Below are 22,716 nucleotides of genomic sequence, written 5' to 3'. Positions count from 1 at the left end.
TCACGCTCGCCGCGGCGAAACGCGGACCGCGGGAACTCCTGGTCCAGTTGGAGGGCCACGGCCGCACCGAACTCCTCGACGGCGCGGACCTGTCCGCCACCGTCGGCTGGTTCACCAGCGCGTACCCGGTGCGGCTGAAGCTCGACGGCATCGACGTCCCCGACGCGCTGCGCGGGGGCGGCGCCGCGGGCAAGGCGCTCAAGACGGTCAAGGAACAACTGCTCGCCGTGCCGGGGGAACAAGGGCTCGGCTTCGGGATCCTGCGGTACCTCGACCCGGGCGCGCGGGACGACCTCGCCGCCCTCGAAACCCCGCGGATCGGGTTCAACTACCTCGGCCGGTTCACCGTCCCCGAAACCGCGCGCCCGTGGGCACCGGCACCCGGTGGCACCGGCGTGAACGGCGCCACCGAACCCACCCTGCCGATGGCACACGCGCTGGAGATCACCATCGTGGTCACCGAGTACGACGGCAGGCCGGAACTGACCGCCGACTGGACGTACGCGCCGGGCGCGGTCGGCGAATCCGATGTCCTGGCACTGGCCGACGCGTGGTCCGACGCGCTGGCCGCGCTCACCGAACACACCGCGGGACCGGGCACGGGCGGGCACACCTCGTCCGACTTCGGCCTGGTCTCGCTGAATCAGCAGCAGATCGACCTGCTCGAAGCGAAATGGGGCAAAGCATGACGCACGGGGGACTCGAGGACGTTCTCCCGCTCACACCGCTGCAGGAAGGCTTGTTCTTCCTGTCCTCCCTGGACCGGGAGGAGCAGGACGTCTACACCGTCCAGCTGCGTTTCGAGCTGGGCGGGACGGTGGACGCCGCCGCGCTGCGGGCCGCGGCGCAGGCCCTGCTGGACCGGCACGCCAATCTGCGTGTCGCCTTCACCGCCACCGGCGTGGAACGCCCGGTGCAACTGGTGCTGCGCCGCGTCGAGGTGCCCTTCACCGAGGTCGGCGCGGCCGACCGCGCGGAGGCCGACCGGATCGCCGAGGCGGACCGCGCGGACCGGTTCGACCTCGAAACCCCGCCGCTGATCCGCTTCACCCTGGTGCACGTGGGCGAGGACGAACACCATCTCCTGCTGACCCATCACCACCTGCTGATGGACGGCTGGTCGGGACCGCTGCTGGGGCGTGACCTGTTCGCCCTCTACGCCGCGGCGGGCGACCCCGCCGTGCTGCCGCGGGTGCGGCCCTACCGCGACTACCTGGCCTGGCTCCACGCCCAGGACAAGGTCGCCGCCCGCGCCGCCTGGCGAGCCGCGCTGTCCGATGTGGACGGACCGACCCTGGTCGCGCCGAACGTCTCCGGCTCTGTCGTCCCGGAGCAGATCGACCATCGTTTGTCCACTGAGGACACCGAACGGCTGGTCTCGTTCGCGCGCGGCCGGGGGATCACGCTCAACACCCTGGTGCAGGCCGCGTGGGGACTCGTGCTCGGCCGGGCCACCGGCCGCGCGGACGTCGTCTTCGGCGTCACCGTGTCCGGCCGTCCCGCCGACCTGCCCGGCGCCCACGAGATGGTGGGCCTGTTCATCAACACCGTGCCGGCGCGGATCACCGTGGACCCGGCCGAACGCTCACGGGACTTCCTGAGCCGGGTGCAGTCCGGGCAGGCGGCCCTGCTGGACCACCAGCACCTCGGCCTGACCGAGATCCAGCAGCTCGCGGGCGGGCGCGACCTGTTCGACAGTCTCCTGGTCTTCGAGAGCTATCCCGTCGACGAGGAGCAACTGGCGCGAGGACAGCGCGAAGCCGGACTGGACGTCCGGTCGGTCACCACGACCGACGCGGCGCACTACCCGGTGGGGCTCACGGTGGTGCCGGGGCCGCGGCTGACGCTGGGCCTCTCCCATCGCGCGGACGTCGTGTCCGCGGAGCGGGCCGATCACCTGCTGCGCGGTGTCGTGACCGCCCTGCTGGGTTTCGCCGACGACGCCGAGCGGCCCGTGGGCCGCCTGCCGCTGCTGCCCGCCGAGGTCGCCGCGACCGTCGTGCGCGACTGGAACGACACCGCGCACGAGGTACCCGCCGGGACCCTGCCCGAGCAGTTCGCCGAGCGGGTGCGCCGGACGCCCGACGCGCTCGCGGTGATCGCCGGCGAAACGCGCTGGACGTTCGCCGAACTGGACGAGCGCGTCGCGAGGTTCGCCGGGGTGCTCGCCGCCCACGGCGTCACCGGAGGCGATCTCGTCGCCGTCGCCCTGCCGCGGTCACCGGAGCTGATCGCGGCACTGCACGCCGTGCACCGGCTCGGCGCCGCGTTCCTGGCGATCGACCCGGGCCTGCCCGAACAGCGGATCCGGTTCCTCGTCGAGGATTCCGGCGCGAAGGTGGTCGCGACGCCGGAACTGCTCGCGCGGGAGGCCGAACCCGTCACGGCGCAGGCGCCGATCACCGGCGCGCATCCGGCCTACGTGCTCTACACCTCGGGCTCGACCGGACGTCCGAAGGGCGTCGTCGTGTCGCACGCCGCCGTCGGGAACCGGATGGCCTGGTTCGCCGCGACCGTCGATCCCCGTGCGGGTGACCGGATGATCTTCAAGGCGCCGGTGTCCTTCGACGTGTTCCTCGCCGAGGTCAACTGGCCGTCCTACACCGGGCAGCCGGTCGTCGTCGCCCGGCCCGACGGCCACCGCGATCCGGCGTATCTGGCCGAGCTGATCGTGCGCGAAGCCGTCACCGTCGTCGACTTCGTGCCTTCGATGCTGGCCGCGTTCCTCGCCGAACCCGTTGCGGCCCGCGCGACGTCGCTGCGGATCGTGATCGTCGGCGGTGAAGCGCTCCAGATCGACCAGATGCTGCGCACCCGCGAGATCCTGCCCGGCGCGGCCCTCTACAACCTCTACGGGCCCACCGAAACCGCCGTCGACCTCACCTTCTGGGACACCGCGAAGGAGGACGGCGGCCGTCCGGTCCCGATCGGCGCCCCCACCTGGAACATCCGCGCCTACGTGCTCGACGCCGCGCTGCGCCCGGTCGCCCCGGGGGAGCGGGGCGAGCTGTACCTGGCCGGACCACAGCTGGCCATCGGTTATCACGGCGCCGGGGCGCTCACCGCGCAGCGGTTCGTCGCCGACCCGTTCGGCGCCCCCGGCGACCGGATGTATCGCACCGGCGATCTCGCCGCGTGGCACCCCGACGGCAGTCTCGCCTACCTCGGCCGCACCGACCACCAGGTCAAGATCCGCGGTGTCCGGGTGGAACTCGGCGAGATCGAGCACGCGCTCTCCTTGGTATCCGAAGTGGGCTCTTCGGCCGTGGTCGTCCGGTCCGGTGAACTCGTCGGCTACGTGACGCCGCGGACGGTCGACACCGTCGCCGTGCGCGCGGAACTGGTGCGCGCGCTGCCGTCGTACCTGGTGCCTTCGGCGATCGTCGCGCTGGAAGCCCTGCCGGTCACCGCGAACGGCAAACTCGACCAGGCCGCGCTGCCCGAACCCGGCCGGCCCTCCGGCGGCGTGCGCCGCGAGCCGAGGACGGCCGCCGAACAGCTGATCACCGAACGGTTCGCCGCGGTGCTCGACCGTCAGCGGGTGTTCACGGACGAGGACTTCTTCGCACTGGGCGGACATTCCCTGCTCGCGATCAAACTCGTCGCGAGCCTCAAGTCGGCCCTGCGGGTCGAGGTCTCCCCGCGTACGGTCTTCGAGAACCCGACCCCGGCCGCCCTCGCGGCCGTGCTGGCGGACGCGGCGGCGGCCCGGCCCCCGCTGCTGCCCGTTCCGCGACCGGAGTTCCCGCCGCTTTCGGCGTCACAGCGGCAACTGTGGTTCCTGCACCGCGTCGACGGCCCGAACGCGACCTACAACCTGCCGCTGGTGTGGCGGCTCCGCGGCCCGCTCGACGCCGGGGCGCTGCGGGCCGCGCTGGGCGACCTCGTCGCCAGGCACGAGATCCTGCGCACCGTCTACCCCGACCGCGAAGGCGTTCCGTACCAGCGGATCCTCGACGGGGCCGCGATCGCCTGCCCTGTCACCGAGGTCACCGAGGACGGGCTCCAGAACGCCGTCACCGAGGCGATCTCGTACGGGTTCGACCTGACCGACGAACCACCGATCCGGCCTTCGGTGCTGAGGATCGGCGAGGACGACCACGTGCTCGTCCTGTTGCTGCACCACATCGCGGGCGACGAATGGTCGTCCCATCCACTGAGGCGTGACCTGTTCACCGCCTACGAGTCCCGGCTCGGCGGAATCGCTCCACAGTGGACACCGTTGCCCGTGCAGTACGCGGATTACGCGCTGTGGCAGGAGAAGAATCTGCCGTCGCCGGAGTTCTGGCTCAAGGAACTGACGGGCCTGCCCGAACTGCTGGAGCTGCCCGCGGACCTTCCTCGTCCGCCGGTCGCCGGGCAGCGCGGTGGCGCGGCCGAATTCGAACTGCCCGCGGAGGTCGTCACCCGGCTGCGTGAACTGGCCGCTCAGACCGGCGTCACGCAGTTCATGCTCGCGCAGGCGGCCGTGGCCGCGCTGCTGCACCTGACCGGCGCGGGTGACGACATCCCGCTCGGCACGCAGGTCGCCGGGCGTTCGGACACCGCGCTCGACGAACTCGTCGGGTTCTTCACCAACACGATCGTCCTGCGTACCGACGTCGGCGGGCGGCCGGCGTTCCGCGCGCTGCTGGACCGCGTCCGCGAGACCGATCTGGCCGCGTTCGACCACCAGGACCTGCCGTTCGACCGGCTCGTCGACCAGTTGCGCCCGCGGCGGTCGACCGCGCACCACCCGCTGTTCCAGGTCGGTGTCGCCTACCAGCACGCGGAAAGCGAAGCCGAAGAGCACGGGAAACTCTTCGTCGAGCCGCATCTGTTCGAGCTTCCGGTCGCCAAGTTCGACCTGGACTTCGAATTCGTGTCGCTGGACCAGGACCGGGTTCTCGGCGCGGTGCTCTACCGCACCGACCTGTTCACCCCGGCGGCGGCGAAGCGGCTCGCGGACGGGCTTGTCCGGCTGCTCACCGAGGTCGCCGCGGATCCGGACCGGCCGATCACGGCGGTGGAACTGCTGTCGTCCTCGGAACGCGATTGCCTGCTCGAACACGGCAGGGGAGCGAGGAGCCCGGGCGCGCGCACCATCGCCGAGCTGTTCGCCGAAGCCGTCGCCCGGTACCCGGAAACGCTCGCGGTGTTCGGCGACCGGCCCTTGAACTACCGGGAACTCGACGCGGTCAGCACCGAACTCGCGGAAACGCTGACCGGTCTCGGTGCCGGACCCGGCGAGCGGGTGCTCGTCCAGCTGGAGCGCGGGGTCGACGCCGTCGCCGCGTTCCTCGCGGTGGCCAAGACCGGCGCCACCTATCTGCCGCTGGCCTACGACGCACCGGACGCGCGGCGGGCCGAGATCGTCGCGGACGCGCGCCCGATCGCCGAGATCACCGCGACCGGAGTGCGTCCGTCGGGACCGTCGTCCCCGGCCTCGCCCGCCGCGTACCTGATCTACACCTCCGGTTCGACCGGCCGTCCCAAAGGAGTCCTCGTCTCGGACGCCGGTGTCGAAAGCCTCGTCCACACCGCGCTGCACACCTACGGCGCCGGTCCCGGCGCGAGGGTCCTGCAGTTCACCTCGCCCGCGTTCGACGTCTACCTCGAAGAACTGGCGATGTCCGTGCTGTCCGGGGGGACGCTGTTCATCCCCGCCGAGCGGGAACGGCTCGGCGCGGCGCTGGGCGAGTTCGCGCGGCGGCACGACTTGACGCATGTCGACCTACCGCCCGCCGCGCTGGAGGCGCTGCCGACCGGCGCGCTGCCCGCGAAGACCACCGTCGTGGTCGGCTCGGACGAGGTCCCGGCCGACCTCGTCGCCCGCTGGGCGCCCGGGCGGAAGCTGTTCAACGCCTACGGTCCCACCGAAACCACCGTCAACGCGACGGTGTGGCGCTGCCCGGAATCGTTCGGCGGTCGTGTCCTCATCGGACGGCCGGACACCGGGCGGAGCCTGTACGTCCTCGACGACCGGCTGCGCCCGGCGCACCAGGGGGAGCTGTACGTCGGCGGCGACGCGCTCGCGTCGTGTTACTGGAACGCCCCGGCGGCGACGGCGGAACGGTTCGTCGCGAATCCGTTCGGCGGTGGCAGGCTGTACCGCACCGGCGACCGGGTCCGCTGGACCGGCGACGGGGACCTGGAGTTCCTCGGCCGCGCCGACACACAGCTGAAGATCCGCGGTTTCCGGATCGAACCCGCCGAGGTCGAGGCGGCGCTGACCGCGCTGCCGGAGGTCTCACTGGCGGCCGTCGTCGCGCGCGCGGACGCCGGACCGCGACGTCTGGTCGGCTACGTCGTGCCGACCGGGGACGAACTCGACGGGACCGCGTTGCGCCGGAAACTCGGCGCCGTGCTGCCGGAATACCTGGTGCCGAGCGCGATCGTGTCGCTGAGCAGCCTTCCGCTCAACGCCAGCGGCAAGATCGACCGGCGGGTGCTGGCCACCGCGGAGTGGGCCGCGCCGCCGGAGACGGCGGGCCGCGCCGCGGAAACCGAAGCGGAACAGGCGGTCGCCCAGGCCTTCCGTGACGTGCTCGGCCTCGCCGACGTCGGCGCGGACGCGGGTTTCTTCGCGCTCGGCGGCGACAGCATCTCCTCGATCCAGGTCGTTTCGCGGCTGCGGTCCGCGGGCTGGAAGATCACCGCCCGCCAGGTCTTCGAGCACCAGACGATCACCGACCTCGCCGCCGCGGCCGAACGGCTCGCGCCCGCCGCCGAGCCCGTCGTCGTCCACACCGGCGAGACGCGGCCGCTCGCGCCGCTGCAGGAGGGCCTGCTCTACCTCGACCAGCTCGAACCCGGCGGCTACCTCGTGCAGCAGGTGTTCACCCTCGACGGCGACCTCGACCCGGCGCTGCTGCGCCGGTGCCTGCACGCGATGCTGGAGCGCTACCCGAATCTGCGGGCCGGGTTCGTCTTCAGCGAGTCTTCGCGGCCGGTGCGGTTCGTGCCGGAATCAGCGGAACTCCCGTGGCGTGAAACGGATCTCGACGAAGCCGGGTTCGCGCGGCTGCTCGACGAGGACCGGGCAGCCGGGTTCGACCTCGCCGCGCCGCCGCTGATGCGGGCCACCTGCGCGCGGTTCGCCGACGGAACGCACCGGTTCCTGCTGACCCACCACCACATCCTGATGGACGGCTGGTCGGGTCCGCTGTTCGGCCGCGAACTGTTCCTGCTCTACGCCGCGGGCGGGGACACCACCGCGCTGCCGCCCGCCGCCGACTACGACCGGTACCTGGACTGGCTGGCCCGGCAGGATCGCGAGGCCACCGCGCGGGCCTGGCGGACCGCGCTGTCCGATGTGGACGGACCGACGCTGGTCGGCGCGGCGGAGGAGCCCGTGCGGGATCTCGCCGTCGAACTCCCCGCCGGACTGGTGGAACTGGCCCGCGAACACGGCCTCACGCTCAACACCGTCGTCCAGGTTCTCTGGGCGCTCACCCTCGCCGCCGAGACCGGCCGCTCCGACGTCGTGTTCGGCACCACCGTGCACGGCAGGCCCGCCGACCTCGACGACGCCGACCGGATGGTCGGGCTGTTCATCAACACCGTGCCGGTCCGCGTCCGGCTCCGCCCGGACGAACCCGCGACCGCGCTGCTGGCCAGGGTCCAGGCCGAACAGGCCCGGCTGCTGGATCACCAGCACGCCGGGCTGGCCGACATCCAGCGCGCCGCGGGCACCGGCGAGCTGTTCGACACGCTGCTGGTGTTCGAGAGCTACCCGGTCGACGACGAGGCACTCGCCGACGCCGAACGCCGCTCCGGGCTGACCGTCACCGGACTCGACGAACGCGACGACACGCACTATCCGCTGACCGTCCTGGTCGCGCCCGGCGAGGTCCTCTCGCTGACCCTGCGCCACCGCAAGGACGTCACGCGGCTCGCCGCGCGGCTGCGGACGGTCGCCGGATGGCTCGCCGAGGGCGGCGCCGGCCGCACGGACTTCCTGACCGAAGCCGAACGCCGGAGCGTGCTGCACGACTGGAACGACACCGCCCACGAGGTCCCGCGCACCACGCTGCCCGACCTGTTCGCGGCACAGGCCCTGCGGACGCCGCACGCGATCGCCGTGGTCGAAGGCGGTGACGAGTGGACGTACTCCCGCTTCGCGAACCGAGTACGGGAATTGGCCGCCGCCCTCCAGGCGCAGGGCGTGCGGCCTGGCGAGGTCGTCGCGGTGTCACTGCCGCGGTCGGCGGACCTGGTCGCGGTCCTGCACGCGATCCAGGCCTGCGGCGCTGCGTACGTCCCGGTCGACCCGGACCTGCCCGCCGAGCGGATCGCGTTCCTGCTCGAAGACTCCCGGCCCGCCATCGAGGTCACCCCGCACTGGCTGTCCGAAGTGGACGGTTCCGGCGGCTTCACGCCGGTGGACGTCCTGCCGGACAGCACCGCCTACGTCCTCTACACATCGGGTTCGACCGGGCGGCCGAAGGGCGTGGCCGTCGGGCACGCGGCGATCGTCAACCGGTTGCTGTGGATGGCCGGGGAGTACGGCTTCGGCACGGAGACCCGCACCCTGCAGAAGACCCCGGCGTCGTTCGACGTGTCGGTGTGGGAGCTGTTCCTGCCGCTGCTCACCGGCGGCACCCTCGTGGTGGCCGAGCCGGACGCGCATCGCGATCCGGCCCGGCTGGCGGAGATCATCCGCGCCGCGAAGGTCGACACCGTCCACTTCGTCCCGTCGATGCTGGCGGCGTTCGTCGCCGAGCCTGCCGCGGCCGGGCTGAGCCTGGGCACGGTCGTCTGCAGTGGCGAGGCCCTGCCGCCGGAGCTGGCGGTCCGCGCCCACGAGGTACTGGGCGTCGCGGTGCACAACCTGTACGGGCCCACCGAAGCCGCCGTCGACGTCACCGCGTGGGACACCGCGGGCGAGGACGGCTCCAGGCCGGTGCCGATCGGCCGTCCGGTGTGGAACACCCGCACGTACGTCCTCGACGCCGCGCTCCGGCCGGTCGCGCCCGGTGTCCCCGGCGAGCTGTACCTCGCCGGGACCCAGCTCGGCCACGGCTACCGGAACCGGCCCGGTCTCACCGCCACGCGGTTCGTGGCCGACCCGTTCGGCGGCGGCCGGATGTACCGCACCGGCGACCTCGCGCGCTGGAACGACGACGGCACGCTGACCTACCTCGGCCGCACCGACCAGCAGGTGAAACTGCGCGGGCAGCGGATCGAGCTCGGCGAGATCGAACACGCGCTGAGCCGGATCGAAGGCGTCGAGACGGCGGCGGTCGCCGTCCACCACAGCACGGTGCTGACCGCGTACGTCACCGGCACGGTGGACGAGGAGACCGTCCTCGCGCGGCTGGCCGAGCGGTTGCCCGCCGCGATGGTCCCCACGGCCGTGACCGTCCTCGGCGAACTTCCGCTGACCCCCAGCGGGAAACTGGACCGCAAGGCCCTGCCCGAGCCGGATCTCGCCGCGCACGCGGGGGACGACGCCCCCGAGGGAGCGGTGGAATCCGCGATCGCGGCGGAGATCGCCGCGGTGCTGGGCCTGGACCGGGTCGGCGCCGGTGCGGACTTCTTCCGGCTCGGCGGTGACAGCATCTCGTCGCTGCAGCTGATCGCGAGGCTGCGGCGAGCGGGCTACCGGCTCAGCCCCCGCGAGATCTTCGAGCACCGGACCCCTGCCGCGCTGGCGGCGTTCGCCCGGCGTGACGGCGACGTCGTCGTGGCCGGGACGCGCACCGGCGTCGTCCCGCTGCTGCCGGTGATGGAGGCCTTGCGCGATCTCGGCGGCGACACCCGGCGGTTCAGCCAGTCGATGCTTCTGACCACGCCGCCCGAGCTGACCGAAGACAGGCTCGTCACGCTGCTGGACGGAATCCTGGCCGCGCACGACGCGTTGCGCGCCCGGCTGGAGTCGGGCTGGGTCTACCGGATCCGGCCCGAGGGCGGCGTTTCCGGCGCCGACGTCCTCCGGCGTGCCACCGGTGACGTCGGCGAGGAATTCGCCGCCGCGCTCGGGGAACTGGACCCGGAAGCCGGGATCATGCTGCGGGCCGTCTGGTTCGAGCGGGAGCGCCTTCTGCTGCTGGTGGCGCACCACCTCGTCGTGGACGGCGTCTCCTGGCGGATCCTGATGGACGACCTCGCCGGATCGTGGGTCACCGGGGAACGGCCGCCCCCGGCCGAGACCTCGCTGCTCGACTGGGCCCGGTCGATCCGCGACTTGAACTGGGCCGACGAGAGCGAACGCTGGGCGCACGTCCTCGCCGGGAACCGTTTCCTGGGCGGGGAAATCGCCCTCGACCCGGCAGCGCACACCCGCTCGACGGTGGACGGCCACACCATGGAGATCCCCGCCGCGCTCACCGAAAAGCTGCTGACGGGCGTGCCCGCGGCCGCGCACGCGGGTGTGCAGGACGTCCTGCTGACCGGGTTCGCGATGGCGGTCTCGCGGTGGCGGGAGGCCCGGGGGTTCGCCGACGACGGCGGCCTGGTCATCGACCTCGAAGGCCACGGCCGCGACGAGCATCTGGTGCCCGGCGCCGATCTGTCCCGGACCGTCGGCTGGTTCACCAGCATCTATCCGGCGCGGATCGGCGGGGCCGGCGGCGACGCGATCGCCTGGCTCAAGACGGTCAAGGAACAGCTGCGCACCCTGCCGGAGGCGATCAGCTTCGGCCTGCTGGAGCCACCGGGCACGCGCACTGTCCTGTTCAACTACCTCGGCCGTCTCGACGGCCCGGCGGCGGCCGGGCACTGGCGGCCCGCACCGGAGTCCTCACTGCTCGACGGCGCCGCCGACCAGGTCACCCCGGTCAGCCATCCGCTGGAGATCAACGCGGTCGCGGTCCGGCACGAGGACGGCCTGCGACTGCACGGCGAGTTCGCGTTCGTCCGCGATCTGTTCACCGAACAGGAGATCCGGGAACTCGCCGAAGGCTGGCAGACCGCGCTCGCCGAACTGGCCGAGACGGTCCGTGAGCCGTTCCGGACGCCGTCGGACTTCCCGCTGGTGTCCCTCACCCAGTCCGATGTGGACGAACTCGGTGGCGTCGCCGACATCCTGCCGCTTTCGCCGCTGCAGGAAGGGATCGCGTTCCAGTCGTCGTTCGACACCGAGGACGTCTACTCGGTCTGTCACTCGTTCGACCTGAGCGGACCGGTCGACCCGGAGCGGCTGCGCGCGGCCGGGCAGGGGCTGCTCGCCCGGCACGGCAACCTGCGGGCGGCCTTCCGGCAGCTGCGTTCGGGGGTCACCGTGCAGGTGGTGCCGGAAACGGCGGAACTGCCGTGGGAGGTCGTCGAAACCGGGGACGCCGAAGCGTTCGAAGCCGGGTTCGCCACCCGCCGGTTCGACCTCGCCGACGCGCCGCTGGTGCGGATGGCGCTGATCCGCACGGGACAGGGGTGGCGCCTTCTGCTGGCGCACCACCACATCCTGGCCGACGGCTGGTCCGGGCCGCTGCTCGCCGAGGAGCTGTTCACCCTCTACGCGGGCGAGGAACCAGCGCCCGTCCGGCCGTACGCCGAGTACCTGAAGTGGCTGGCGGGCCGCGACGAGAAGGCCGCCGAGCAGGCCTGGCGCGCGGCGCTGGCGGATCTCGACGGGCCGACGCTGCTGCTGCCTTCGGCCGAAGGGCGGGAGACCGTCCGGCCGGACCGGGCGAGCACCGGCCTCGGCGCGGACCGCACCGCCCAGCTGACGGCGGCCGCCCGCGATCTCGGGGTCACGGTCAGCACGCTGGTCGACACCGCCTGGGCGCTCGTGCTCGGGCAGCTGACCGGGCGGACCGACGTCGTCTTCGGCGTCACCGTGCACGGCCGTCCCGCCGACCTGCCCGGCGCGGAACGCATGATCGGCCTGTTCATCAACACCGTGCCCGTCCGGGTGCGGATCTCGGCGGCGGAGTCGTTCGCCGCACTGGTGAACCGGGTCGACGACGAACAGATCGCGCTGCTGGACCACCAGCACGCCGGGCTCACGCGCGTCCAGCGCTGGGCGGGCACCGGCGAACTGTTCGACACGCTCGTGGTGTTCGAGAGCTACCCGGTCGACGACGAGCGGCTGGCCGGTGCCGAGAGCTCGGCCGGTCTCACGGTCGACGCGGTCGGCGGCACGGACGCGACGCACTACCCGCTCGCGCTGATCGTGGAGCCGGGGGAGGAGCTGAGGCTCGGGCTGGACCACCGGCCCGGCGTGGTCGACGCCGACGCCGTCCTCGCCCGGCTGACCGGCGTGCTCGACGCGATCCTGACCGACCCCGGCGTCCTCGTCGGCCGCATTCCGCTCGCCACGCGAGAGGAACCGCAGGGCGCCGAGGTCGACGTCGAACAGGCGACCCTGCCGGAGCTGTTCGCCGCGCGGGCCGCCGCGACGCCGGACGCCGTCGCCATCACCGCGGACGGGCGGTCGCTGACCTACGCCGAGTTCGACGACCTCGTCGCGCGGATCGCCGGTGGCCTAGACGTGCGGCCCGGCGATCTGGTCGGGGTGAGCCTGCCCCGGTCGATCGAACTGGTCGCGGTGCTGCACGCGGTCCATCGCCGCGGTGCCGCGTACGTGCCGATCGATCCCGGCTATCCCTTGGCACGGCGCGAATTCCTCGCCGGGGACTCGGCACCGGCGCTGCTCGTCACGCCGGAGAACCTGCCGGATCTCCTGGCCGGAACCGAGCGGCGGCCGGTGGTGCCCATTCCGGACACCGCGCCCGCGTACGTGATCTACACGTCGGGTTCGACCGGGCGCCCCAAGGGCGTCGTCGTCGATCACCGTGCCGTGGTGAATCGCCTGCGCTGGATGGCCGCCGAGTACGGTTTCGGGCCGGACACGCGGACGCTGCAGAAGACGCCGATCTCGTTCGACGTCTCGGTGTGGGAGCTGTTCCTGCCGCTGATCACCGGCGGCACCCTCGTCGTGGCGCCGCCGGACGCGCACCAGGATCCCGCACAGCTCGCGGAAGTGATCCGGGCCGAGCGTGTCGACACCGTCCATTTCGTCCCGTCGATGCTGCGGCCGTTCCTGGCCGAACCCGCCACGGCCGGACTTCCGTTGCACCGCGTCGTGTGCAGTGGTGAGGCCCTGCCGGGCGACCTCGTCGCGACGGAGCGCGAGGTGCTGCCGGAAGCGGGGCTGCACAACCTTTACGGGCCCACCGAAGCGGCCGTCGACGTCACGTATCACGACACGTCGGGTGACGATCCGGCGCGGCCGGTGCCGCTCGGGCGGCCGGTCTGGAACACCGGCGCGCACGTTCTCGACGCGGCGTTGCGGCCGGTGCCGCGTGGCTGCGTGGGTGAGCTGTACCTGTCCGGTGTCCAGCTGGCACACGGCTATCTGCGACGTCCGGGGCTGACGGCGGCCAGGTTCGTCGCCGGCCCGGACGGCACACGGCTCTACCGCACGGGCGACCTCGCCCGCCGCCGCGCCGACGGGGTGCTGGAGTACCTGGGCCGGAGCGACGACCAGGTCAAGATCCGCGGCGTGCGGATCGAACTCGGCGAGATCGCGGCCGTGCTCGCGTCCCTCCCGGGAGTGACCGGGGCCGAGGTCGTCGCCGGGGCCGCCGGACTGGTCGGCTACCTGACCGGTGAACCGCGTTCCGACGGCGAACTGCGGTCCGCGCTGCGGGAACACTTGCCGGAACAACTCGTGCCGGGCGCGTTCGTCCGGCTCGATGTGTTCCCGGTGACGCCCAACGGCAAGCTCGACCGCGCCGCGCTGCCCGAACCCGACCGCCAGGCCGAGACCGGTGCCGCCGAACCGCGGAACGAGACCGAGCAGGTGCTCGCCGCCTGCATGGCCGAGGTCCTGGACCTGGAGCGCGTCGGCGTCTTCGACGACTTCTTCGCGCTCGGCGGCGACAGCATCCGGTCGCTGAACCTCGTCGGCCGCGCCCGCCCCGAGGGACTGAAGATCACGCCGCGCCAGGTGTTCGAACTGCGCACCGTCGCGGCGCTGGCGGAGGCCGCCCGCCCGGCGGAGGAAGAACCGCCACCCGCCGATGAGCGACCGCTGATCGAGCTGGACGACGACGAATTCGCCGAGTTCTCCGGTGATTGGAGTGTTTCGTGAGTGCCGCCCGCGGTGTCCAGGACGTGCTGCCGCTGTCCCCGTTGCAGGAGGGCCTGCTCTTCCTCTCCACCTGGGACAGTGCCGCGACCGACGTCTACACCATCCAGCAGGTGTTCGACCTGCGTGGCGAGCTCGACCCCGGGCGGATGCGCGCGGCGGCGGAGACGGTGCTCACCCGGCATCCGAACCTGCGTGCCGCGTTCCGGCCGCGCAAGAGCGGCGAGACCGTCCAGCTGATCCCGGAAGCGGTCCGGGTGCCGTGGCGGGTGGACGAGGTCGTCGAGGCCGAAGTGCCCGCCCTGCTCGACGCGGACCGGGCACAACGGTTCGATCTCGCGTCGCCGCCCTTGATCCGCTTCCGGTTGCTGCGCCTGGCGTCGACGCACCACAAGCTCGTCGTCACCGCCCATCACCTGCTGCTCGACGGCTGGTCCGGGCCACTGCTGGGGGAGGAACTGTTCACCGCGTACGGCCGCGAGGAGCTGCCTCCGGCGCCGAAGTACCGCGACTATCTCGCTTGGCTCGGCCGTCAGGACCGGGAAGCCGCCCGCGCGGCCTGGCGCGAGTCGCTGGCGGGTCTCGCGGAGCCGACGCTGCTCGCCCCCGGTGGCACTCCCGCCGCGGAGTTCCCGAGCGAGCTCGAAGTCAAACTGTCCACTGTGGACACGGAACGCCTCGCGGCCTGGGCGCGCGAGCACCGGGTCACGCTCAACACCGTCGTGCAGGCCGCGTGGGCGATCGCGCTGGGCAAACTCACCGGCCGCCGTGACGTCGTGTTCGGCACCACGGTGTCCGGCAGGCCCGCCGAACTGCCGGGCGTCGACCGGATGATCGGCCTGTTCATCAACACGCTGCCGGTGCGGGTCCGGCTGGATCCGGGGGAGACGCTCACCGGACTGGTCACCCGCGTGCAGGCCGAGCAGGCCGCGCTGCTGGACCACCAGTACCTCGGGCTCGCCGAGATCCAGAAGGAGGCCGGGCACGGGGAGCTGTTCGACACGCTCACCGTCTTCCAGAGCGCGCCCGCCGACGCCGACGCGCTGCGCCGCGCGGACGACGCCGCCGGACTGCTCGTGACGCCCGAGGAGACCCGGAGCGTCACGCACTATCCGCTGACCGCCGTCGCCGCGCCGGGTGACGAGTTCGTCGTCGCCCTGGTGTACCGGGAAGACCTGCTCGAACCCGGTTTCGTCCAGCGGGTGGCCGCGGTGCTGACCGACCTCCTGACGACCGTGCCGGTCCGACCGGAAAGGCGGACCGGCACGGTCGAACTCGTCACTGCCGACGAACGGGAACTGGTGCTGCGCAAGTGGAACAGCGCCGCCCTTCCGCGGGCGGGCGAATCCCTGACCGAACTGTTCGTCCGGCAGGTGCGGGCGCGACCGGAGGCGGTCGCCGTCGAGGACGGCGGTGTCGCGGTCACCTACGGCGAGTTGCACGAACGCGCGAAACGACTGGCCGGGGTCCTGGTCGCGCGCGGCGCCGGGCCGGAACGGATCGTCGGCGTGGGGATCAAACGCGGGCTCGGGTTCCTCACGGCCATGCTCGGCGTGCAGCTCGCCGGGGCCGCGTACCTGCCGCTGGACCCGGAGTACCCGGCCGACCGCATCGCCTACATGCTTTCCGACGCGGATCCGGCGCTGCTGATCGCCGACACGAGCACCGCGGACAAGCTGTGTGAGCACGGAGTTCCCGTGGTCGTGCTCGAAGACGCCCTCCTCGAACCGCCCGCCGAGCTGCCGCCGCCCCACCCGGACAGCGCCGCCTACCTGATCTACACCTCGGGTTCGACCGGCCGCCCCAAGGGCGTCCTCGTGCCGCATCGCGGTGTCCCCGATCTCGTCGCCATGTTCGCCGAGTCCGTCCGAAGTGGACCCGGCAGCCGGGTACTCCTGTTCGCCTCACCGAGTTTCGACGTCTCGCTGGCGGAGCTGTCGACGCAACTGCTGGTGGGGGCGACCGCGGTGGTCGTACCCGAGGAGAGCCGCCTCGGTGAACCGCTGGCGGAGTTCGTCGCCGCGCAGGGCCTGACGCATCTGTTCGTGCCGCCGTCCGCGCTCACCACGCTCGCCGGCTCCGGCCTGCCCGAGGGCGTCACGCTGATCGCGGGCACCGACGCGCTCACCCCGGAACTGGTGGCGCGCTTCAGCCGCGACCGCCGGATGTTCAACGCCTACGGCCCGACCGAATGCACGGTGAACTCCACGCTCTGGCGGTGCCGGGCGGACCGCCGCGTCGTCATCGGCCCGCCGGACCCGAACAAACAGGCGTATGTGCTCGACGCCGACCTGCGGCCGGTGCCGCCAGGCTTCGCGGGCGAGCTGTACATGGCCGGAGGCCTGGCGCGCGGCTACTTCGGCATGCCGGGACTGACGTCGACGAGGTTCGTGGCCAATCCGTTCGGCGAACCCGGCGAGCGCATGTACCGCACCGGTGACCTGGTCCGCTGGACCGCGGACGGCGAGCTGGACTTCCTCGGCCGCGTCGACCACCAGGTCAAGATCCGCGGCTTCCGGGTCGAACTCGGCGAGGTCGAGACCGCGCTGTGCGACCGCGCGGGAGTCGCCGAAGCGGTCGCGGTGATCCGCGAGGACCAGCCCGGCGTCAAACGCATGATCGCTTATGTGACACCGGAACCCGGCGCCGAGCCGGCCCCCGGAGACCTCCGTGCCGCCCTGGCCGCACGGATGCCGGACTACTCGGTGCCCTCGGCGATCGTCGTGCTGGACCGGCTGCCGTTGACGGTGAACGCCAAGGTCGACCGTGGCGAGCTGGCCATGGCGCCGGAGTTCGCCCCGGACCTGAGCGGTCTCACCGGTGGGGCCGCGCCGAGCACCCCCGAGGAGAAGGCCCTCGCCGACGCTTTTGCGGCCGTGCTCGGTCTTCCGTCGATCTCGGTGACGGACGACTTCTTCGGTTTCGGTGGCGACAGCATCCTTTCCCTGCAGGTGGTCAGCCGGGCCCGGCAAGCCGGGTTGCGGGTCACCCCGCGCCAGGTGTTCGAGGCCCGCACGGTGGCCGCCCTCGCCGAACTGGCCGAACCGCTGGTCGCCGCCGGGACCACCACGGTGTCGCCGGTCGGCGTCGTGGCGCGGACCCCGATGATCGCCGCGCTGCTCGAACGCGGTGGCGTGCCGCGCCGGTTCAGCCAGTCCGCCGTCGTGCGCACCCCGGCCGGGCTCACCGAAAGCGCGCTCCACCAAGCCCTGCAAGCGATCCTCGACCGGCACGATGCCTTGAGGGCGGTCCTCGGGACCACGTTGCGTATTCCGCCGCCGGGGGCGGTGTCCGCCGCGGACGTCGTGCGACGCGTGGAGGGCGCGCCCGATCAGGACCTCCTGCACCGGTTGGCGATCGAGACCGAGGCCGCGCTGGACCCGGCGACCGGCGCGATGGTCCGCGCGGTCTGGTTCGACGCCGGTGCGGAGCCAGGACGGCTGCTGCTGGTGATCCACCACGTCGTCGTCGACGGCGTGTCCTGGCGGGTGCTGTTCGACGACCTCGCCACCGCGGGCGCGGGCAGGGAACTCCCCGCCGTGCCGGTGTCGCTGCGGGCCTGGGCCGCCGGGCTCGCGCCGGAGATCGAACGGCACCGCGAGGATCTGCCGTACTGGCGCGAGGTGCTGGGCGAACCGGGTCCCATCGCGACCGGAACCGTCGGCGACACCCGCGAGATCCGGGTGTCGTTGCCGTCGGGAACCACCGCGACGCTGCTCGCGGGGGTGCCGAAGTCGTTCCGCGCGGGGGTGCAGGACGCGCTGCTCAGCACCCTGGTCACCGCGATCACACGGGTCCGCCGCACCACGTCGGTGCTGGTGGAGACCGAAGGGCACGGGCGTGACGACGAGCGCGACCTCTCGCGCACGGTCGGCTGGCTGACCACCGTCGCGCCGATGCGGATCACCGCGGACGCCGATCCGGTCCGGCAGCTCAAGCACGCCAAGGACACCCGGCTCCGCACCCCCGGGGGATACGCGCCGCTGCGCTACCTCACCGGCGAACTCTCGGGCCGCGGGCGGCCCGAAGTCCTGTTCAACTACCTGGGCCGATTCGACGTCGAGGCCGCGGGCGGCGCGGCGGACTGGCAGCCGGATTCCGGGCTCGGCGGCGACCTCGACCCGGCGATGACCGCCGCGCATCCGCTGGAGGTCAACTGCTCGGTGACCCCGGACGGTCTCGTCGCGAACCTGGCCTACCTGCCGGGCGCACTGTCCGAAAAGGACGCGGAGGCCATCGGCGCGGAGTGGATGGCCGCCGCCGCGGAGCTCGCCGCGCGGCTGACGGCGGACGGGGTCGGCGGGTTCTCCTCGGCCGACTTCCCGTTGCTGGACCTCACCTTGGACGAGGTCGACGAGCTCGGTGCGCCTGCCGACGTCTGGCCGCTTTCGCCGTTGCAGGAAGGCATGCTCTTCCTGGCGTCCTTCGACGAGGACAGCCTCGACGTCTACGTCACGCAGCAGATGCTGGATCTGCGCGACGCCGACCCCGCCCGGCTTCGGTCCGCGGCGGGCCGGCTGCTGGAGCGGCATCCGAACCTGAGCGCCGCCTTCCGCTACCTCGATTCCGGGCGGGCGGTGCAGGTCGTCCCGCGCGAAGCGACTCTCGACTGGCGGGAACTCTCCGGCGAGGACATCGAGGCGGTCACCGCGGCTGAACGGTTGCGCCCGTTCGATCTCGCCTCGCCGCCGCTGATCCGGTTCACCCTGTTCGACCTCGGGGACGACGCCCACCGGCTGCTGATCACCAGCCACCACATCGTGCTGGACGGCTGGTCCGCGCCGCTGCTGGGCCAGGAACTCCTGGAGCTGTACCGCACCGGATCGCCGCCCAAGGCGCGTCCGTACCGGGACTACCTGGACTGGCTCGGCCGCCAGGACCGCGAGAGCGGGCGGAAGGCGTGGAAGGAGGCGCTCGCCGGACTGGACGGCGCGTCGCTGCTCGCGCCGCCGGGCATCGGCCGGGGACAGAGCCTGCCCGACAAGCTCACCGTCGGGCTCTCCGAAGACCAGACCCGGCGACTGACCGGCTGGGCCCGGAAACACGGGGTCACGCTCAACGCCGTCCTGCAGACGGCGTGGGCGCTGCTGCTGGGCGGCCTGACCGGGCGGCGCGACGTCGTCTTCGGCGCGACCGTCTCCGGACGGCCCGCCGACCTGCCCGGCGCGGACCGGATGATCGGCCTGTTCATCAACACGCTGCCGGTCCGGGTCCGCAGCGACGCCGCCGAAACCCTGGGTGCCCTGCTCTCACGGGTGCAGGCCGAACAGGCCGCGCTGCTGGACCATCACTACCTCAGCCTCGCCGAGATCCAGCGGCAGGCCGGCTCCGGCGAGCTTTTCGACACGCTGCTGATCTTCCAGAGCTATCCGGTCGACGCCGAAGCGCTGGCGGAGAGCGAACGCCAGGCCGGGGTCCAGGTGACCGGGGTCGAGGGCGAGGACGCGACGCACTATCCGCTCACCGTCGTCGCCGCGCCTGGACCACGGCTCGAACTGATCCTCGAATACCGCACCGACGTGTTCACGCCCGAGCGGATCGCGGAACTCGGACAGTCCTTCGTGGACCTGCTCTCAGGGGTCCCGGACTGGCACGACGCGCCGGTCGGCAGGCTCGACCTGGTACCGCCCGCGCGGCGTGAACTCGTGCTGCACCACTGGAACGACACGGCCCTCGCCGTTCCCGAGTCCACGGTGGTCGCCGTGTTCGAGGAGCAGGTGCGCCGCGGGCCGGAAGCCGTCGCGGTCGCGTGCGAGGACCGCACGCTGACCTACCGCGAACTGGACGCGCGGGCGAACCGGCTCGCCCGCGCGCTGATCGCGCGGGGAGCGGGACCGGAAAGGATCGTCGCGATCCGGCACCGGCGGTCGGAACTGTTCTTCGTGGCGATGCTGGCCGTGCTGAAATCCGGCGCCGCCTACCTGCCGATCGACCCCGCCCAGCCCGCGGACCGGACGGCCGGGATCCTCGACGACGCCAGGCCCTTGCTGGTCCTGACCGACGACGAGTGGCCCGGCGACAGCGAGTTCTCCGGTGAACCGGTCACCGACGCGGACCGGCTTTCCCCGTTGCTGCCGCAGCATCCGGTACACCTGATCTACACGTCCGGCTCGACCGGCCGCCCCAAAGGCGTGCTGGTGCCGCACCGGAACGTGGTGAACCTGGTCCACAGCCACGATCGTGACGTGTTCGGGCCCGCCGTCGCGCGGACCGGGCGGGAACGGCTGCGCGTCGGGCACAACTGGTCGTTCGCCTTCGACGCCTCCTGGCAGCCCACGCTGGGCCTGCTGGGCGGGCACGAACTGCATGTCGTCACCGACGAAGTCCGGCTCGACGCCGAAGATCTGGCGCGGTTCCTGATCGACCGGCGGATCGACTTCGTCGAGGTCACGCCCTCGCATTTCGTCCAGCTCGCGGCCGCGGGCCTTGTGCGCGAAGGGAAGTCGCCGCTGGCCGTGGTGGGTGTCGGCGGCGAGGCCGTCCCGCCGGGGCTGTGGTCGGAACTGCGGAACCTCGACGGCACCGAGAGCTACAACTTCTACGGGCCCACCGAATGCACCGTCGACACGGTGATCGCGCGGCTGCGCGACTCGGCGCGGCCGGTGATCGGGCGAGCGGTCGCGAACACCCGCATCCGGGTGCTGGACGACGCCCTGCGGCCGGTCGCGCCCGGCGTCGTCGGCGAGCTGTACCTCAGCGGTGCCCAGCTCGCGCGCGGCTATCTCGGCGCGCCGGGGCTCACGGCGGGCCGGTTCGTGGCCGACCCGTTCGGCGGGCCCGGCGAGCGGATGTACCGCACCGGCGACCTCGCCCGCTGGACCGAGGACGGCCGTGTCGAGTTCCGCGGCCGGACCGACGACCAGGTGAAGGTCCGCGGCCACCGCGTCGAGCCGGGGGAGATCGAGGCCCGGCTGGCGGCGCATCCGGCGGTGTCGGACGCGGTCGTGGTGGTCCGCGGTGACCGTCTCGTCGGTTACACGGTCGGGTCCACTGTGGACGGTGTGACGCTGCGGTCCTGGGTGGCGGAGACCCTGCCGGACTTCATGGTCCCGTCGGCCGTGATGCCGCTCGGCGAACTGCCCATGACGGCGAACGGCAAGGTCGACCGGGCGGCGCTGGCCACCGCGGACTGGGCGGCGCCCGATCTGTCCGCGCTCAGCGGCGGGACAGCGCCGCGCACCCCGCGCGAACGCCTGCTCGCCGGGATCGTCGCCGACGTGCTCGGCCTGCCCGAAGTCGGCGTGGAGAACGACTTCTTCACCCTCGGCGGGGACAGCATCCTGTCCATGCAGGTGGTCGGCCGGGCCCGTGCCGCTGGACTGCGGATCACGCCGCGCGCCGTCTTCGAGCAGCGCACGGTGGCGGCGCTCGCTTCGGTGGCGTCCGGCGCCGAGGGCGCCCGGCGGTCCGAGGTGTCCGCTGTCGGCGAATTCCCGGCGACGCCGATCATGCTCGCGCAACGCGAGCGCGGCGGCCCGCTCGGCAGGCTCAGCCAGTACGCGGTGCTGAGGGTCCCGGCCGGTGTCGGGCTTCCCCGGCTCACCGAAGTCCTCGCCGCCGTGCTGGACCGGCACGACGTCCTGCGGGCCCGGCTCACGGAGGACTGGACCGTCGTCGTGCGCGACACGGTGGACGCCGGTTCCCTGCTGCGCCGGGTCGAGCTGGCCGAAAGGCCCATGGACGACCTGTTCACCACGGAGTTCCCGGAGTTCGAACGGACCGTCCGGGAACTGGATCCGTTCACCGGCGACGTCGTGCGCGCGGTGTGGTTCGACGCGGGGAAGGACCGGCCGGGCAGGCTGCTGCTCATGGTCCATCACCTGGTGGTCGACGCGGTGTCCTGGCAGCCGTTGTTCGAGGACATCGCCGTACTCGGCCGCGCACCGGGGGAGCCGCTGCCGTCGGTCGAGGTGTCCTTCCGAGAGTGGGCCTTGCGCCTGAGCGAACTCGACCGGGCCACAGAACTGCCGTACTGGCGGTCCGTCGTGGACGGTGCCGACGTCCGGCCCGCCGACCGGCCGCTGCGGCCGGAGGACACGATCTCCAGCGGCCGTAACGACACCTTCACGCTCTCCGCCGAGACGACCAGCGCGCTGCTGGGTCCCGTGCCCGCCGCGCTCGGCTGCGGAGTGCAGGACCTGCTGCTGGCGGCGCTCGCGGCCGCCATCGCCGAACAGCGTGGCGGACAGGCACTCCTGGTCGACCTGGAAAGCCACGGCCGGGCGGAAGGCGTCCTCGGTGACGCCGACCTGTCCCGCACGGTCGGCTGGTTCACCTCGCTGTATCCGGTCCGCGTCGAAGCGGGCGAGGAGATCGGGCACACCGCCCGGCGGTTGCGCCGGGATCGGGAGTCGTTGCCGGACAACGGCATCGGCTACGGCCTGCTGCGCCACCGCGACGGTGAAGACCTGCCGGACGCCGAGGTGCTGTTCAACTACGTCGGCCAGGTCGACGCCGGCGGTGCCCGTGACGAGGACTGGCTACCGGCGGCGGGGGAGAACGTCCTCGGCGGCGACGTGGATCCGGAAGCGCCCGCGACGCACGCGCTGTCGATCAACGCTTCGGTCGAACGAGGTGTGCTCACGGCGCACTGGTCGTATCTGCCCGCCGTCCTTCCCGTCGAGATCCTCACCCTGATGGCGGAAAGCTGGCTGACAAATCTTGACCGGTTGGTGACCCTCGCAGACCGAGGTCATGCTTAG

General features: G+C 72.3%; 3 protein-coding genes (1 of these 3 running past the window's edge). All 3 read left to right on the top strand.

Annotation, left to right across the window (positions count from 1 at the left end):
- Tightly spaced (each overlapping or abutting the next), the 3 genes in view from AB0N89_RS03790 to AB0N89_RS03780 form a layout consistent with a single transcriptional unit that may run on beyond the window.
- Positions 1-689, top strand: the final stretch of a protein-coding gene (locus tag AB0N89_RS03790) for an amino acid adenylation domain-containing protein (RefSeq protein ID WP_364199860.1). 15,064 nt of this gene lie to the left of the window's left edge; only the last 689 of its 15,753 coding nucleotides appear in the window; its start codon lies beyond the left edge, outside the window; the stop codon is at positions 687-689.
- Positions 686-14,017, top strand: a complete 13,332-nt coding sequence (locus AB0N89_RS03785) for an amino acid adenylation domain-containing protein (protein ID WP_364199858.1) — start codon at positions 686-688, stop codon at positions 14,015-14,017. The genes AB0N89_RS03790 and AB0N89_RS03785 overlap by 4 nt, the downstream gene beginning before the upstream one ends.
- A complete protein-coding gene (locus AB0N89_RS03780) occupies positions 14,014-22,716 on the top strand; it encodes an amino acid adenylation domain-containing protein (RefSeq protein ID WP_364199856.1) in 8,703 nt (2,900 codons plus the stop codon). The genes AB0N89_RS03785 and AB0N89_RS03780 overlap by 4 nt, the downstream gene beginning before the upstream one ends.

Origin of the sequence: Amycolatopsis sp. NPDC089917 (genome assembly GCF_040684635.1) — a bacterium.
Lineage (GTDB): Bacteria > Actinomycetota > Actinomycetes > Mycobacteriales > Pseudonocardiaceae > Amycolatopsis.
This window is presented reverse-complemented; position numbering and strand designations above follow the sequence as displayed.

Coding starts and splice junctions, on each gene's coding strand:
- AB0N89_RS03785 (WP_364199858.1), top strand. CDS start 686: ATGACGCACGGGGGACTCGAGGACGTTCTCCCGCTCACACCGCTGCAG.